At 39.5% G+C, this 17,245-nt stretch carries 12 protein-coding genes and 2 tRNA genes; 8 read left to right on the plus strand and 6 right to left on the minus strand.

Annotated features, from left to right (window positions below; all coding sequences use genetic code 11):
* Nucleotides 1–3 precede the first annotated feature (3 nt).
* The 5 genes from ACIF8R_RS17005 to ACIF8R_RS17025 all read left to right on the plus strand — a co-directional run bounded on the left by ACIF8R_RS17005 (nt 4) and on the right by ACIF8R_RS17025 (nt 6,928).
* Nucleotides 4–1,839, plus strand: a complete 1,836-nt coding sequence (locus ACIF8R_RS17005; protein ID WP_396482121.1) for an extracellular solute-binding protein — start codon at nt 4–6, stop codon at nt 1,837–1,839.
* 29 nt (nt 1,840–1,868) lie between these two features.
* Nucleotides 1,869–2,921 carry a microcin C ABC transporter permease YejB gene (locus ACIF8R_RS17010; protein ID WP_396482123.1) on the plus strand — a complete coding sequence of 351 codons (1,053 nt, stop codon included), beginning with the start codon at nt 1,869–1,871 and terminating at the stop codon, nt 2,919–2,921.
* On the plus strand, nt 2,921–3,931 hold the full coding sequence (locus ACIF8R_RS17015) for an ABC transporter permease (protein WP_396482125.1): 1,011 nt from the start codon (nt 2,921–2,923) through the stop codon (nt 3,929–3,931). The genes ACIF8R_RS17010 and ACIF8R_RS17015 overlap by 1 nt, the downstream gene beginning before the upstream one ends.
* On the plus strand, nt 3,909–5,498 hold the full coding sequence (locus tag ACIF8R_RS17020) for an ABC transporter ATP-binding protein (protein WP_396482171.1): 1,590 nt from the start codon (nt 3,909–3,911) through the stop codon (nt 5,496–5,498). The genes ACIF8R_RS17015 and ACIF8R_RS17020 overlap by 23 nt, the downstream gene beginning before the upstream one ends.
* Before the next feature lie 185 nt (nt 5,499–5,683).
* Nucleotides 5,684–6,928, plus strand: coding sequence for an NADH:flavin oxidoreductase/NADH oxidase family protein (locus tag ACIF8R_RS17025; protein WP_032051500.1), 1,245 nt, complete (start codon nt 5,684–5,686; stop codon nt 6,926–6,928).
* Between the two features lie 5 nt (nt 6,929–6,933).
* Here the strand turns inward: ACIF8R_RS17025 and ACIF8R_RS17030 are convergent, their stop codons facing one another.
* The 5 genes from ACIF8R_RS17030 to pyrC all read right to left on the minus strand — a co-directional run bounded on the left by ACIF8R_RS17030 (nt 6,934) and on the right by pyrC (nt 11,914).
* Entirely contained in the window at nt 6,934–7,617 is a 684-nt protein-coding gene (locus ACIF8R_RS17030) for a glutathione S-transferase N-terminal domain-containing protein (protein WP_396482127.1), read from the minus strand.
* A gap of 213 nt (nt 7,618–7,830) precedes the next feature.
* Nucleotides 7,831–9,945 (minus strand): TonB-dependent siderophore receptor, encoded by a 2,115-nt coding sequence (locus tag ACIF8R_RS17035; protein ID WP_396482128.1) that lies wholly within the window; start codon nt 9,943–9,945, stop codon nt 7,831–7,833.
* 193 nt (nt 9,946–10,138) lie between these two features.
* A tRNA-Glu gene (locus ACIF8R_RS17040) sits at nt 10,139–10,214 on the minus strand.
* Between the two features lie 18 nt (nt 10,215–10,232).
* Nucleotides 10,233–10,895, minus strand: coding sequence for a ribonuclease T (gene rnt / locus ACIF8R_RS17045; RefSeq protein WP_204389336.1), 663 nt, complete (start codon nt 10,893–10,895; stop codon nt 10,233–10,235).
* Nucleotides 10,880–11,914, minus strand: a complete 1,035-nt coding sequence (pyrC, locus tag ACIF8R_RS17050; RefSeq protein ID WP_087606784.1) for a dihydroorotase — start codon at nt 11,912–11,914, stop codon at nt 10,880–10,882. The genes rnt and pyrC overlap by 16 nt, the downstream gene beginning before the upstream one ends.
* Before the next feature lie 149 nt (nt 11,915–12,063).
* Between pyrC and ACIF8R_RS17055 the strand changes: the two genes are divergently transcribed.
* Nucleotides 12,064–13,326 (plus strand): GGDEF domain-containing protein, encoded by a 1,263-nt coding sequence (locus ACIF8R_RS17055; protein WP_396482130.1) that lies wholly within the window; start codon nt 12,064–12,066, stop codon nt 13,324–13,326.
* A gap of 60 nt (nt 13,327–13,386) precedes the next feature.
* On the opposite strand, the gene argG is transcribed toward ACIF8R_RS17055, so the two are convergent.
* A complete protein-coding gene (gene argG / locus ACIF8R_RS17060) occupies nt 13,387–14,745 on the minus strand; it encodes an argininosuccinate synthase (RefSeq protein ID WP_086496291.1) in 1,359 nt (452 codons plus the stop codon).
* Nucleotides 14,746–15,009: 264 nt separating this feature from the next.
* Between argG and ACIF8R_RS17065 the strand changes: the two genes are divergently transcribed.
* Complete coding sequence (locus tag ACIF8R_RS17065) at nt 15,010–17,040, plus strand: FAD-dependent oxidoreductase (RefSeq protein ID WP_396482133.1); 2,031 nt, start codon at nt 15,010–15,012, stop codon at nt 17,038–17,040.
* An 85-nt stretch (nt 17,041–17,125) separates the two neighbouring features.
* A tRNA-Ser gene (locus ACIF8R_RS17070) sits at nt 17,126–17,215 on the plus strand.
* The last annotated feature ends 30 nt before the right edge of the window (nt 17,216–17,245 follow it).

A 17,245-nucleotide genomic window follows, 5' to 3' on the forward strand; every position in this document is an offset into this window, starting at 1 on the left:
TTTATGCAAAAGTTATATTCTCAACTGAGCCTGCTAGTCGGGCTCAGTGTTTTTTCACAAGTTATATTCTCTGCACAGCAAATCACGCCGTATATTGCAATTCATTCTAAGCCTAAATACCTTGCAATGGCTGCTATGCCTTATGCCAACCCAAATGCACCGAAAGGTGGAGTATTGAGTCGGGCTGCGCAAGGGACTTTTGATAACTTAAACAGCATGAATGGGAAGGGAAACGCGACAGAAGGGGTAAATTATCTTTTTGATACTTTAATGACTCAGTCACTTGATGAAGTTGGGGTTTTATATCCACTTTTAGCCGAGAAAGTTTCGTATGACCCAGAAAGAACCCAATCCATTACTTTCTATTTAAATCCCAAAGCCCGCTTTAGTAATGGGCAGCCTTTAACAGCAGCAGATGTAAAATTTAGTTTTGATGCGTATCAGACCAAATCTAATTTTGGCCTACAAATGTATCTTGCAGACTTGGCAAAAACAGAAGTCATTAACCCACATCAAGTTAAATTCACTTTTAAGTCTAGCCATAATCCTAAAATGCCATTTGTTGTGGCGAGCTTGCCGATTTACTCAAAAGCAGATTGGACGAACCGTGACTTTACTCGTATTACCTTGCAACCGATTGTAGGTTCAGGGCCGTATGTGGTTGAGAAGATTGATGCTGGACGTAGTATTAGCTATAAACGAAACCCGAATTATTGGGCAAAAGATTTGCCTATTAATAGAGGGCGCTATAACTTCGACCATTTAAAATATGTTTATTACCGAAATTGGGATATTGCATTCGAAGGTTTTAAATCTGGGCAATATACCTTGCATGAAGAAACTAATCCTAAAAAATGGGTCACTGACTACAAGTTTCCAGCGGTAAAAGCAGGTTTAGTCATTCTATATAAATTTAGACACCATAACCCGATTGCAACCGAAAGTTATGTATTTAACACACGACGAAAACCTTTAAACGATATTCGCTTTAGACAAGCTGTAACCTATGCCTATGATTTTGAATGGCAGAATAAAGCTTTGTTTTATGGACAATATCAAAGACTGCAAAGTTATTTTGAAAATAGTGAGTTGGCAGCAGAAGGTCGTCCTTCAAAGAGTGAGCTCACTATATTAAAGCCTCTTTTGCCAAAGCTTTCACCAGTCATGCAAAAAGCTGTTTTGACAGACTGGAAATATCCTGTCTCGGATGCCAGTGGTTTTAACCGCCAAAACTTATTAACTGCCAGACAATTACTTATTCAAGCTGGCTATAAAATTAAAGAAGGGCGGTTATATACGCCCGAAGGTAAGCCTGTACAAATTGAGTTTCTTATTCAGCAAGATGGCAAACAAAGAACACTTATGCCATTTGTAAGAAATTTAAAAAAATTAGGAATTAATATTAATTTACGGCAGGTTGATGCGCCGCAATATTTAGAGCGTACACGCCGTTATGATTTTGACATGACCACCATGAACTTGCCGCAATCTTTAAATCCGGGCAATGAACAGGCTCAGTTCTGGGGAAGTGCCGCAGCAGTTCAAGATGGTAACTATAACTACGCTGGTATTCGTAATCCGGTTATTGATGCAGTTATTTCAAAACTGGTCACTGCCAAAGACCGTGAGCAGCAAATTATTTATACTCATGTTCTTGATCGATTACTTCGTGCAGGATATTACCAAATTCCGACTTATGGAAAAGGTGATTATTGGTATGCATACTGGAATATGTATCAGCAACCTAAAGTGAAACCCGTGCTCTCTGCTGGTATAGAGTATTGGTGGAGTAATCCAAACCAAGCCAAAAAAGTTGCCCAATATTTACATCAACAATAAAAGCACGTACCTAAAGGAAATCCTGTTATATGGGTTCATATATTCTGAAGCGACTTCTTTTAATGATTCCAACGTTGTTCATTATTTTATTGATCAACTTTGTGGTCGTGCAAATTGCACCAGGTGGGCCAGTTGAACAGGCAATTCATGAAGTAGAAAGTGGCTTAGGAGCAGGGCGTGTATTAGGTACTGAAATGTACTATCAGGGCGCTAAAGGTTTAAGCCCTGAAATGGTTGAGCAAATTAAAGCACAGTACGGTTTTGACCATCCTCCAGTAGAACGTTTTTTACTGATGTTAAAAGGCTATTTGACCTTGGATTTTGGACAAAGCTTTTTTAAAGATAAATCAGTAGTTGAGCTGCTTTGGGAAAAAATGCCTGTGTCAATTTCACTTGGGCTATGGAGCACTTTGCTGATTTATCTTATTTCAATTCCGCTTGGTATTAAAAAAGCCAAACAACAAGGTTCTTGGTTTGACCGTTCTACCTCTCTATTACTTGTAGTAGGTTACGCAGTACCAAGTTTTGTCTTTGCTATATTACTTATCGTTTTCTTTGCAGGTGGATCATATTTTCACTGGTTTCCATTGCAAAACCTCGTGTCGGATAATTTTCATCAATTGAGTCTTTTCGGAAAAATTAAGGACTACTTATGGCACATGACGTTGCCGCTTATTACCCTGGTGTTGGGTGGTTTTGCCAGCCTAACTTACCTAACCAAATATTCATTTTTAGAAGAACTCAATAAACCTTATGTCTTGGCGGCTTATGCAAAAGGTTTAGATAGTCAGCAAGTCTTATATAAACATGTATTTCGTAATGCCATTTTAGTGTTGCTCGCCGGATTGCCTGAGGCTTTAGCAGGCATTTTCTTTGTGGGAAATCTTTTTATTGAGATTATTTTTCATCTAGATGGTGTCGGTTTATTAGGCTTTGAAGCAATTGTCCAGCGAGACTATCCGGTTATTTTTGGCGTATTGTTTTTCTTCACGCTTTTTAGCCTGCTTTTGCGACTTATTTGCGACGTGCTGTATCAATGGATTGATCCGCGTATTCACTTTGACGCACAAGGAGGCAAATAATGTCTTTTATTGTGCGATCAAGACTGCAAAAGTTTAGGCAACATAAATTAGGTTGGGCAAGCTTTATCTTGTTTAGCCTTATTTTGATGATGTCATTGGCTGCTGAACTCATTGCTAACGACAAACCATTGTTGGTGAAATATGAGGACACTTATTATTTGCCTGTCGTTAAAACATATCCCGAAACCACTTTTGGTGGTGTGTTTGAAACAGAAGCAGATTATAAAGACCCTGCTGTACAAGAACTTATTAATCATAAAGGTTGGGCGATTTGGCCGCTCATTCAGTTTTCTTACCAGACTCCTAATTTAGACTTGGCTGTACCTGTGCCATCACCACCTTCTAAGCAGAACTGGTTAGGCACAGATGACCAAGGGCGAGACGTACTGGCACGTATTCTCTATGGGCTTAGAGTCTCATTACTTTTCGGCTTGGCTTTAACAGCTTGTGCAGCACTACTAGGCATTTTTGTGGGTGCTATACAAGGCTACTATGGTGGCTGGGTCGATTTGTTGGGGCAACGACTGGTAGAAGTCTGGAATGGTTTACCCATGCTGTTTATGGTCATGATTTTGGTCAGCATGTTTACCCCAAATGTATATTGGCTATTTTTTATTATGCTGTTCTTTAGCTGGACCGTACTTGTGGGAATTGTCCGCGCCGAATTTTTAAAAGCGCGTCAACTTGACTATGTCCGTGCTGCTCAGGCTTTAGGTGTAACTGATAGAGCAATTATCTTTAAACACATTTTGCCAAATGCCATAAGTTCTAGTCTATCGCAGTTACCTTTTATTTTGACCACTAATATTATTGCTTTAACCGCACTTGATTTCTTGGGCTATGGCTTACCGCCAGATGCAGCTTCTTTAGGTGAATTATTGCTACAAGGTAAAAATAACTTAGACGCACCGTGGTTGGCTTTATCTGGGTTTTTTAGCTTAGCTTTTGTATTGTCATTATTAATTTATATTGGGGAGGCGGCACGTGATGCATTTGACCCAAGAAAATAACTTAAATGTAGATGCTAGATTGCTAAATATAGAAAACCTTTCAATCTCTACGCAAGATCAGCCTTTATTAGAAGGTCTCAATTTACACTTACAAGCTGGTGATACGCTTGCAATTGTAGGTGAGAGTGGTTCAGGTAAAACAATAAGCTGTTTGGCGATGATGGGATTATTACCAGAAAAATTAAAAACATCTGGTCGTATTGTTATTGATTCAAAAAATATTTTAGAAATAGACGAAAAGACTAGAACTTATTTACGTGGCCATCACATTGCCATGATTTTTCAGGAGCCTTCTACAACTTTAAACCCATTACATCGGGTTGAAAAAATTGTAGGTGAACATTTTATTTTACAAGATTGGTCAAAATCGAAAGCTCAGCAGCAGGTAATTCAATTATTAAAAGATGTAGGAATTGCTAATCCCGAGCACATTTTAAAACGTTATCTGCATGAGCTTTCAGGTGGACAAAAACAACGGGTGATGATTGCGGCTGTGCTAGCTCTTCAACCTAAAATTTTAATTGCAGATGAACCAACTACCGCGCTTGATGTGATTTTACAGACGCAAATTTTAGAGTTACTGAGGTCTTTGCAAACCAAATATAGCATGGCGCTGATTTTAATTAGCCATGATTTAAATTTGGTACGCCGTTATGCCGATGAGCTGATTGTATTACACAAAGGGCAAGTTGTAGAGCAAGGTCAGCTTCAACAGATTTTTGAAAAGCCTGCGTCAATTTATACCCAGCAATTGTTAGATCATGATCTTGGTTTTGCTGAACCACTTTCCTCCAGTCATAAAATTTTATCTGTTCAACAACTCAATGTTAAATATCCAATACGACGTGGTTTCTTTAACCGAATTCAAAGCTATACCACTGCTGTTGAAAATATATCCTTTGAGCTAGCTCAAGGCGAAGCATTAGGTGTGGTTGGTGAAAGTGGTTCTGGAAAATCTTCTTTGGCTTTAGCTCTGGTCCGATTAATTAAAAGTGAGGGGCAAATTATCTTTTTAGGGCAAGATATAAACGGCCTAGAACTAAAAGCTTTACATAAGATCAGGTCAGACTTACAGATTGTTTTCCAAGACCCATTTGGTAGCTTAAACCCGCGTATGACAGTAGGGCAGATTATTGCTGAAGGTTTAAAAGTGAAAGCAGTGGCTGATCACGAGATCAAACAGCAAGTTGAATCTGCTTTGGTAAAAGTTGAGTTGGCTGAAGACTTTCAACATCGCTATCCGCACGAGCTTTCGGGGGGACAACGTCAACGCGTTGCTCTAGCACGAGCTTTAGTGGTTCAACCTAAACTTTTAATTTTAGATGAACCAACATCTGCCTTAGATCGAACCACGCAAAAAGCCATGATTCAATTATTGCGACGTTTACAACAAACAGAGCACCTCAGCTATATTTTTATCAGTCATGATTTAAATGTGGTCAAAGCATTGTGCCATAAAGTGATGGTATTACAGCATGCAAAAGTTGTTGAATATCAGCTGACTGAACAGTTATTTAATGCTCCTAAAACTGAATATACCAAGCAATTAATTACGGCGAGTCTCTAATTTATTTAAATAAGTCTATGTTTTATAATCATAAATATTATTTAAATTTTTAATGCAAAAAGTTGCATTTCTCTATACTTTTTAAATTTGACATGTGCTATTGTCAGTTATCGATTTTCCCTTGACATGACCTATAACTCATCTAAATTAGAGTAATTACTCTAAAGTATTAAAAGAGGTTAACCATGAGCCAGATTGCACAACCAATCACAATTCGAAATACCACATTTAAAAACCGGATTATTAAAGGTGCAATGAGTGAGGCACTTGCAAACTATGAGGGGCAGCCAAATGACTTACATTTGGGCTTGTATGGTGCATGGGCTAAAGGTGGTTTAGGCTGTGCAATTACTGGTAACGTCATGGTCAATTTCGAAGCCAAAAACGAACCAGGCGTGGTTGTGATTGAAACTGAGCGTGACCTAGAGCGTTTAAAAGAATGGGCAGCGGTCGGTAAACAATATGGAATGGTACAGCTCATTCAATTGTCTCACCCAGGTCGTCAGTGCCCTAAAGGCTTAAATAAAGAAACAGTCGCACCTTCGGCAGTTCCTTTTAGTCCAGCTTTAGCGACTATGTTTGGCACTCCACGTGCGCTTACACATGAAGAAATTTTGGATATTATTAAACGCTTTGCAACAGCTGCTAGCATTTGTGAGAAAGCTGGTTTTGAAGGGGTACAGTTACATGGTGCACACGGCTATTTAATTAGCCAGTTTTTATCGCCATTAACCAATAAGCGTACAGACCAGTGGGGTGGGTCAGTTGAAAACCGTACTCGCTTTTTACTAGAAGTTTATAAAGCGGTACGTGAAGCAACTTCAGAGAATTTTATTATTTCAGTGAAGCTCAACTCTGCCGACTTCCAGCGCGGTGGTATTAGCGAAGAAGATGTAATTTCGGTATTTAAAGCAGTTGATGAAGCAGGAATTGATTTAATTGAAATTTCAGGTGGTACTTATGAAGCACCTGCAATGGCTGGCGCAAAAGCCGATAAACGTAAAGCAAGTACCATTGCACGTGAAGCATACTTCTTAGATTTCGCTGAAAAAATCCGTCAGCATGTAAAATGTAAACTTATGGTGACAGGCGGCTTCCGTACGGTAGAAGGCATGAATGCTGCTTTAGCAAGTGGGGCATGCGACTTTATTGGTATTGCTCGTCCACTTGCTGTTGAAACAGATTTAACTGACCGTTTAATCGCAGGCCAAGACGTTCGCTACGCCGTAAAACCAATTAAAACAGGTTTACCTTTTGTCGACAAAATGGCGATTATGGAAATTATTTGGTACGCAGCACAATTTAAAGCAATTGGGCAGGGTAAAAAACCAAATCCAAAGTTATCGCCTTTAATTGTGTTTTTAAATTACGCGAAGGGCAATATTAAGGCCGTTGTTCAGGGGCGCGTGAACTCACGTAAATCTGCATAAATAAATTACCAAGCAATAGCCCAGTAAGTCTGAAACGTAGAAGCAGACCATTGACCTTTAATTAGAGCATTTTTAAAGGCAGGTCTGTTTTCTATTTGGACAAGATAACGCTGTATATGTTTAAACTGGCTGTAATTTTGTGAGCAAGCCAGTAACGGAAACCACATCAAAATATCAGCAGTAGTAAACTGATCTCCAGCAAACCATAAGTGACGTTCTAAATGTTTATCAATCATGCTCATGTGTCGTTGTAATGATTGATTGAGATAGCCTTGATCAAATCCATATTTTAAAAGCTTAGGAACGAAACGGACCAGAAAAGGTGTGCGCTCTGCAATTTGGTGAAAGATTTGTTTGAGTACCAGATCGGGAATGAATGTCGCCTCACAGTAATTTTTCCAATAATAAAAATTTTGAAGTTGTTGGTTTAATAAATTGTTCTGTCCCAGTTGTGGGTGTAAATGAGAGAAATAATCTAGGATTGCTGAGGTTTCAGCCAAAATTGAAGTTTGCTCTTGTTCAATAATTTCGAGCGTTGGAAATTTTGATAATTGATGCGGTGAGTTATTATTTTTGTCTTCATCCGAATGATATTTAGTTATGAGCTCATAGTTCAGTCCTAATTCTTCTAAAAACCAAATAATGCGTTGAGAGCGTGAATTTTGTAAATGAAATAATCGAATTTGCATGTCATGTTCAAATTATAGTTCTGATCTGTTTTTAGTATAGGGTAGAACATAGTTTAAGTATAATAAAATATTTATAAATCATGAATTTATAATATTTTATATGAGAAAATAAAAGCCACTGTATTTTTAGACAGTGGCTTTTTTAATGACTGATCTCCCTAGTGAGATCTTACATGGTAAAAGGCTGATGTTTTGGTTCTTTATATTCTTAGTTTAGAACGTATAGCTTATACCTAATTGAACAGTACGTGATTCACCAGGATAGGCATATAAATTAAAAGCACTTTCATCATAAATTCTGTTAAAAATGTTCTTCACATCTAAGTTAAGGCGTAATTTTGGCGTTGCCTGATAATAAGACACGAGGTCGGTAACTCCATAGCCTTTCATGGTGTAGGTACTATTGGCTGTTTGGCCTACACGTTTATCAATATATTTTTGATTGATACCTAAGCCCAACCCTTGTAAAGACCCATTCTGAAATTCATAGATATTTAAAAGATTAAAACTATTTTTTGGAATGTTGGCTAGAGCCGTCCCTTTTTGCAAGCTATTGTCTTTAGTTACTTCTGCATCTGTATAGGCATAGCCGCCAATAATTTTCCAAGCAGGTGTAATTTGCCCTGCAATATTTAACTCTATACCACGGCTACGAACTTTACCTGCTGCTACTTTATAGGCTGAATCAACAGGATCTAGGGTTAAGACATTTTCTTTGTTGGCATAAAAAATAGCAGAATCAATCGATAACATATTATCAAGTGCTTGCCACTTAAAACCTAACTCGTAAGCTAAACCTTCTTCAGGATCAAACCCGTCTCCATTACGGCTAGCACCAGTGTTTGGCTTAAAAGATTTTGCAGCATTACTGTAGATGGAAAGATCATCACTGGCTTTATAGACTAAACCTAAACGTAGAATAAACGCGTTATGACTGGTATTCCAATTTGCGGTATTCGGTAATAGGTTCTTATAGTCATGCTCGTAATGTTCAAAACGTAAGCCTAATAGCGCGCTTAAACGCTCATTTAAATCGACTTGGTCTTGTACAAAAAGGGCAGTGGTTTTTAAGTTTTCACGGTCATGTGTGGTGACACGATTGAGCTCAGGTAAAGGTTGCCCTAAAACAGGGTTATAGATATTAATAGGGTAGCTACCGATATCTCCGCTTGAGCGAATAATATATGACTTATAATCATAGTTTTCATATTCAAGCCCAGTCACTAAGGTGTTTGCTAAACCCAAAAACTGGAATTTACCTGTTAGGTTAATTTGAGCATCGGTATCTTGCCACTTTAGTTCACGGTAGTTGTAATTTCGACCTAGCGTTTCCCCGTCTTTTTGAATTCCATTTGCTTCTACTGCATAGCCATGTAACTTGCCATTTAAATATTGCACACCAGCATTAAGCTCCCAGTCATTTCCAAGCTCGTGTTCAACTCTTAATTGAGCCATATTGTTGTCATTGTAAAGTCGGTTGTTGTTTTTACCCGTTTCCCACAAATAAGTGTCTGGTGAACTAATGAAAGACTTCTGACCTGCATAGCGTGTTTGTCCACGGTCAAGCGGATGTTGGTTCCTTAAAATATCGGCTTCGAAGGTAACTTTAGTCGCGTCTGAAGCCTGCCATTGAATGACTGGAGCAATGCCATAACGTTTAGATTCAACATGATCACGATAACTATCACCGCCTTCTGCAATCACATTGAGGCGATAGCCAACGTTTTCTGCATTTGGAATAGTGCCTGTCGTGTCTACAGTGGTGCGATATAAACCTTCACTGTTGAGCTGGGCACCTAAAGTTGTTTGTTGCTCAGACTTTGGTGTTTTAGAAATTAAGTTAAAAGTACCGCCTGGGTCACCACGGCCATACAAGCTAGAAGAAGGACCACGTAAAACATCTACACGTTCAATGGTGTTGCTATCTGGCGCATTTGGATAACCACGGTTAATTGGAAACCCGTTTCGATAAAACTCACCACTGGTAAACCCACGCACGTTAAAACCAGTTAGACCTTGACCACCAAAGTTATTAGCACGAGTCACGCCTCCAGCTAAATCAAGCGCCTCAATTAAACGAGTAGTGCCAATATCTTCAATTACTTTTTGGGTGACCACACTGACCGACTGAGGGGTATCTTTTAAAGCAATTTCACTGCGTGTTGCACTACTCGAGCTATCAACTTTATACGTTTGATCTGATGCCTGTTGGGCTTTAATTTTAATAGTGGCAAGAGTAGTTGAAGAAGTGTCTGTATCTGCAAAAGCAGAGGAGATACAGCATAGTTGAGTAATGCTCAGGGAGAGGAGGCGAAGCTTAAGATCCATTTAAAACCTTGTTGATAATAAATATCAGTATAAAAATAAGAATTATTATAATGTAACTGTATGTAAAAGAAATATAGAATCAGTGATAAATTTGCACAAGTGTATTTTATTAAAAAATAAGAAACTTATCTCATGGATAAAATTTGAAGTGAGATAAAATAATTTGAAGCGATGATTCTTTGTAGAAAGAATATGGCGTCCCTACGGGGATTCGAACCCCGGTTACCGCCGTGAAAGGGCGATGTCCTAGGCCTCTAGACGATAGGGACGTTGAGGATGGCGGTATCTTAAGAAGCCGCCACCAAACTGTCAAGGAGGTAAGGTGACAGTTTGTTCAAAATATAGCAAAACAGTTCAGCAGTCTTCTGAGTATCGTATAAAGCAGAGTGTGCTTCTTTACCATCGAACTCAATTCCAGCTTGAATACATGCTTTAGCAAGCACAGTTTGTCCAAACATAACGGCACTTAGCGTAACCGTATCCATGACTGAAAAACTATGGAATGGATTTTGGTTTTTCGTGCTTGTACGTGCAATTGCTGCTTGTAAAAAACCAAGATCAAAATGCGCGTTATGGCCTACTAGTACTGCATGAGTACAATGTTGTTGTTTACGAACTTCATTGACCGATTTAAAAATGCGACGTAACGCAGTTCGTTCATCTTCAGCCATTGCTATACGCATTGGATTGAATGGATCAATACCAATGAAATCTAGCGAACGGCGGTCGAGGTTAGCCCCTTCAAAAGGGTTAATATGTGCATGAAATGCAGGACCAGGGACAAATTGTCCCTGAGCATCATACACAATTGGAATGCACGCGATTTCTAGCAATGCATCTGTCTGGGCATTAAAACCTGCCGTTTCAACATCGACAACAACAGGTAAGAAGCCACGAAAACGTTGGCCAATGACCGGGACAGAGGTTTCTTGTGTCACACTTTTCTCCATTGCAGCGTTTTCCCGGCATGCAGCGGGATAATTTTTTGATCATCTAAATAATCAAAAGATTCTGGAACGAGGTTATCTTCTTTAACCAAAGTAATGGTAGAAGTATTACGCGGTAGACCGTAGAAGTCTGCACCAAAGTGGCTAGCAAAACCTTCTAGGCGCTCTAATTTACCGACTTGGTCAAATGCTTGTGCATAAAGCTCAATTGCATTTGGTGCACTATAGCAGCCTGCACAGCCACAAGCATTCTCTTTTGCATTTTGTGCATGAGGGGCGCTGTCTGTACCTAAGAAAAACTTAGGATTACCGCTTGTCGCCACTTCAAGTAAAGTCGTTTGGTGTGTTTGACGTTTTAAAATTGGTAAACAGTAGAAATGCGGTTTAATACCACCAACCAACATATCATTACGGTTAAATAATAAATGCTGAGGAGTGATTGTTGCTGCAACATTGCGGTCTTGTTCTAAAACAAAGTGCGCAGCATCACTTGTTGTGATGTGTTCAAGCACAACTTTAAGTTTCGGGAACTGTTTCAATAATGGTGATAATACCTCATCTAGGAAACGTTTTTCACGATCAAAAATATCTACATGATTGTGAGTCACTTCACCATGAAGCAATAACGGCACTTGATGCTCTTCTAATTGCTCAATGACTGCATAAACTTTGCGAATATCACTCACACCATTGTCTGAGTTTGTAGTCGCACCCGCAGGGTAAAGTTTAATTGCATTTACATGTTCTGATTCTTTAATTTTACGAACTTCATCTGGTGAAGTGTGATCAGTAAAATAAAGCACCATACGGGGGTCAAAATTATTACCTTCTGGAACATGAGCAAGAATGCGTTCGCGATAAGCTAAAGCTTCTTCTACTGTTTTTACAGGCGGCACAAGGTTAGGCATACAGATCGCGCGAGCGAATTGTTTAGCTAAATCTGGAACAGTACGTTTTAATGCTAAACCATCACGTAAATGTGCATGCCAATCATCTGGCTGGAGCAGGGTAATAGAGTTCAAGGCAGTTCAAACTTCGAAATAAAACAAATGATAATCGATAAAGTGTGAAAATGGTAACGAGAATTACGGACAAATGGCAAAATAAAGCGCAGGGAGCTTTAAAAATTAATGTTATATTTTGTTAACGCGAAATATGTAGGAATCGACTAGTGGCGAATAGGGGAAATGTCCATCAATTACTCAAATCTAAAGAAGAAATCGAGTACTTGGTCACTCTACATACCCATCGTTACGCCAATATGCCTTTGCCAACACAACTAGAAAAAAAATTCTGGTGTTTAAATCTTGACCGCACTCGGCAAAATATTTCAAAGTTTCTAGCAAGCGGCGTACTCACTTATTTAATTTTCATTTTGTTAGCCCTTCCAACTGACTACTTAGTGATAGGCAAGCCTTATATTACTTTGGACTTTGTTCATTGTGTATTAAGTGCCATGAATATTGCATTCGCACTTTTACTATTTTGGATTTTTGCCAGATTCAAAAAACTTTCTGAGCACTTTTATTTTGCGGCCTGCGGCATCGTTTTCTTTAGCATTATTACGAGTGCTATGTTGTTGCTGAGTGTTGGAAATATGGCACTTAAAAATCAGTCGATGTTGCTTCTTTCTTTTTTATATATGCTTGGGTTTATCTTAAGCGGGATCAAACCACTCCATATGCTGTATGTAGGTTTATCCGCAGCAATACTGGTTTTTGTTTTTCTTAATTTATTAAACGTAAATTGTGATTATATCGCGCTGGGTCGTGCTTTATTTGGTACTTGTATTTTAGGCTTTTCAATTAGCACGATGCTTATCTCAAGAGAGCGAAGTCTTTTTTTAAATAACCAACTTGCTGAAATTAATGAACAGATTTTACGGATAGAAGCATCTGAACTACTGCATTTAAGTCAGCAAGATGCGCTGACTCAAATTTCAAACCGTCGTACCTTTGATGAAATGTTTGATTTCTTCTATTACCGAGCAAATCAAGAGAAACGTCCTTTAGCTGTTTTATTTATTGATATTGATTTTTTTAAAAACTATAACGATTTTTATGGGCATCAGATGGGGGATAAAGTCATCTCATCTATTGCTTCTGCAATTAAAAATTCGATTCGTCATGTCGATTTTGTTGCGCGTTATGGGGGTGAAGAGTTTGTCGTACTATTACCTGAAACACCTGCACAGGGTGCTTATTCAGTGGCAGCAAATATTTATAAAGCCATCGAACGGCAAGCTATTCCTCATGCCGCTTCGTTAGTGTCGAAGTATGTCACTATCAGTTTAGGGTTCACCGTATATACGGGCGGATTAAAGATGGGACAAGATAACTTAATTCATGCAGCGGATCAGGCGTTATATCGGGCAAAGCAACTTGGCCGTAATCAAATTTATTATCAAGCGTTACAAGTTGCCGAAATTGCCTAACTTAACTTTAAATATAAAAAAGCCACCTATAGAGGTGGCTTTTTTGACATTATAAGAAAATTATTTTTTCTTACTGTCTAATTGAGGGATTGCAGAACCTTGACCGATTGAAAGCAAGCCAGCATCTGTATAGATACCAAGTTTTGCACGTGTATCGGTAATGTCGAGGTTACGCATAGTCAACTGACCAATACGGTCCATTGGTGTAAACATTGAATCACCTTTTTCCATAGTTAAACGTTCAGCTTCGTACGTTAAGTTTGGAGATTCAGTGTTCATGATGGTGTAGTCATTACCACGACGAAGTTCAAGGGTCACTTCACCAGTAATCGCTTTAGCAACCCAACGTTGTGCAGTTTCACGTAACATAAGTGCTTGAGAGTCGAACCAACGACCTTGGTAAAGTAAACGGCCTAAACGTAAACCATTAATACGGTATTGTTCGATCGTGTCTTCGTTATGAATACCAGTAACCAAACGCTCGTAAGCAATATGAAGAAGGGCCATACCCGGTGCTTCATAAATACCACGAGATTTCGCTTCGATAATACGGTTTTCGATTTGGTCAGACATACCTAAACCATGACGACCACCAATACGGTTTGCTTCAAGAATAAGTTCAACCGGATTGTTAAAAGTTTGACCGTTTAACGCAACAGGGACACCTTCTTCAAAACGTACAGTGACTTCTTCTGGTTTGATTTCAACTTCTTCTTTCCAGAAAGCAACGCCCATAATTGGGTCAACGATTTTGATACCAGCATTTAGGTATTCAAGATCTTTTGCTTCGTGAGTCGCGCCCAACATGTTTGAGTCAGTTGAGTACGCTTTTTCTTTTGACATTTTGTAGTCAAAACCGTTGTCGATGAGGAACTGTGACATTTCTGCACGGCCACCAAGTTCATCAATAAAGTTTTGATCTAACCAAGGCTTATAAATTTTAAGATTTGGGTTAGTCAACAAACCATAACGATAGAAACGTTCAATATCGTTACCTTTATAAGTTGAACCGTCACCCCAGATGTTTACGTCATCTTCTTTCATAGCAGTAACGAGCATAGTACCTGTTACTGCACGACCGAGTGGAGTCGTATTGAAATAAGGAACACCACCTGTACTGATATGGAATGCACCACACTGAATTGCAGCAATACCTTCAAGCGCCAATTGTAAGCGGCAGTCAATTAAGCGAGCTTTTACAGCACCGTATTGTTCTGCTTTCTTTGGAATTGCATCGTAGTCGTCTTCATCTGGCTGGCCTAAGTTTGCAGTGTATGCATAAGGCTCAGCGCCTTTTTGTTTCATCCACAATAAAGCAGCTGAAGTGTCTAGACCACCGGAGAAGGCAATCCCAACTTTTTTGCCTACTGGTACATGCTGCAAGATAGTTGCATTATCAGTCATTGCTAATCCTAACATTTATGAAAAAGACCCCGTTGAGGTGGTCTCGAGAATTCTGAATGGCGGCTATTGTAGCACTATTCATGGTGCTTTTTTTTGCAAAAAAAGCATTAATTCACTTGTTATGATTGGTATTTATTATTTGAAGAAAACATAGGATTGTCTTCTTTATATGTAGATTGACCATAATCTCGAATAAAAAATAATTCTTGGTCATCCAAAATCGTTAAAAAAGTATTAAAGTACTATGCAACAAGTTGCAAAAAAATATTGGGACGCAGCATGACAAGTTACGCCAATTTATTAAAACCATTACATTTGGGCTTCACTACCATTAAAAACCGTGTAGTTATGGGTTCTATGCATACGGGATTAGAAGACCGTTTTTTTAACTACTCAAAACTGGCCGCTTATTTTGAAGAACGTGCCAAAGGTGGGGTTGGTCTGATAGTGACTGGAGGTATTTCTCCGAACCGTCAAGGCTGGTTGGCTCCAGCTGGCGGTACTATGAATAGCTTATTTGATATTCCTCAGCACCGTCTAGTAACGCATGCTGTTCATAAACATGGCTCAAAAATTTTAATGCAAATTTTGCATGCAGGGCGTTATGGTTATCAGCCATTTGTGGTGTCTTCAACAGCAATTAAATCGCCAATTTCACCATTTAAACCGCGTCAGCTTTCTGAAAAAAATATTCTCAGCACCATTGAAGACTATGCACAGTGTGCCGACATTGCCAAAAAAGCAGGATATGATGGCGTAGAAATTATGGGGTCAGAAGGATATTTGATTAACCAGTTCCTAAGTCGCCATGTAAATCAGCGTACTGACCGTTGGGGCGGTGAAATCGAAGACCGTATGCGTTTTCCGGTTGAAATTGTAAAAGCAATCCGTGCGAAAGTAGGCGAAAAATTTATTATTTGTTTCCGTTTATCGCTACTCGACCTTGTGCATGACGGTAACACCATGCAAGAAGTGGTGATTGTTGCTAAAGCTTTAGAAAAAGCAGGTGTCACTTTATTAAATACGGGTATTGGTTGGCATGAAGCACGTGTACCAACCATTGTAACCTCGGTACCTCGTGCAGCGTTTGTCGATTACACGGCTCATGTAAAACAACATATTTCAATTCCAGTCATTGCATCTAACCGTATTAATATGCCTGAAACTGCCGAAGAGATTTTGGCAACTGGCAAGGCAGACATGATTCAAATGGCTCGTCCTTTATTGGCCGATGCTTTTTGGGTAAATAAAACTGCGACCAACCGTGTTGATGAAATTAATACCTGTATCGCGTGTAACCAAGCCTGCTTAGACCACGCATTTAAAAATAAACGTGTGTCTTGTTTAGTGAACCCGCGTGCGGGCCATGAAACAGAACTAGTCTATCTAAAGACTAAACAGCCAAAACGTATTGCCGTTGTAGGTGGTGGTGTAGCAGGTATGTCTGCTGCAACTGTGGCGGCAAGCCGTGGTCATGCAGTGACTTTGTTTGAAGCCAATAAAGATGTAGGTGGTCAGTTCAATTTTGCCAAGGTTGTACCAGGTAAAGAGGAATTCCACGAGACAATTCGCTACTTTAAAGTACAGCTTCAAAAAACAGGGGTAGATGTACGTTTAAACACTCGTGTGAATCGCGAGCAGCTTGAACGCGAAGGTTTTGACGAAGTTATTGTGGCAACGGGTGTAATACCACGTGCTTTAAAAATTGAAGGAAGTAACTCACCACAAGTTCTTTCCTATGCTCAAGTTTTACAAGGTGCAGAAGTTGGACAAAAAGTTGCAGTGATTGGGGCAGGTGGTATTGGTTTTGATGTATCTGAGTTTTTACTTAAACCACCACATCAGCCACAGCCTCAACCTTTAGCAGAGTGGCAACGTGAATGGGGTGTAGACCCAGACCCGAACTATGTTTCTGAAGGTGGTATGCAACCACCAGTAGTTGAACCAGCAATCCGCGAGATTTATTTACTACAACGTAAAACAACACCTCTCGGTATTGGCCTTGGTAAGACTTCAGGTTGGGTACACCGTGCACAGCTTAAAAAGCATGGCGTGCGTATGTTACGTGGTGTGCAATATAAAGCAGTCACTGATGAAGGGCTTTGGATTGAGCACAATGGTCAAGACCAGCTTTTACGTGTAGACACGGTTGTAGTGTGTGCAGGTCAAGAGTCGGTAAAAGACTTGATGCCAAAAGAAGGCGAGTCGACTATAGCGAACTACCATATTATTGGTGGAGCAAAGCTCGCAGCAGAGCTAGATGCGAAGCGTGCGATCAAAGAAGGAGCAGAATTAGCTGCTCGATTGTAAAATTGATGAAACAATATGCACTTGAACACAAAGCAATGATATTTTTCTTGAATAAAATGAATAAGCTTTGTATTCTTACGCACATGGAAGCGTGGCAGAGCGGTTTAATGCACCGGTCTTGAAAACCGACGAGGGTGTGAGTCCTCCGTGAGTTCGAATCTCACCGCTTCCGCCAAATTCGAAAAGCCCCTGTTAATAGCAGGGG

It is taken from the genome of Acinetobacter sp. ABJ_C4_1, from assembly GCF_044538495.1.
GTDB classification, from domain to species: domain Bacteria; phylum Pseudomonadota; class Gammaproteobacteria; order Pseudomonadales; family Moraxellaceae; genus Acinetobacter; species Acinetobacter nosocomialis_A.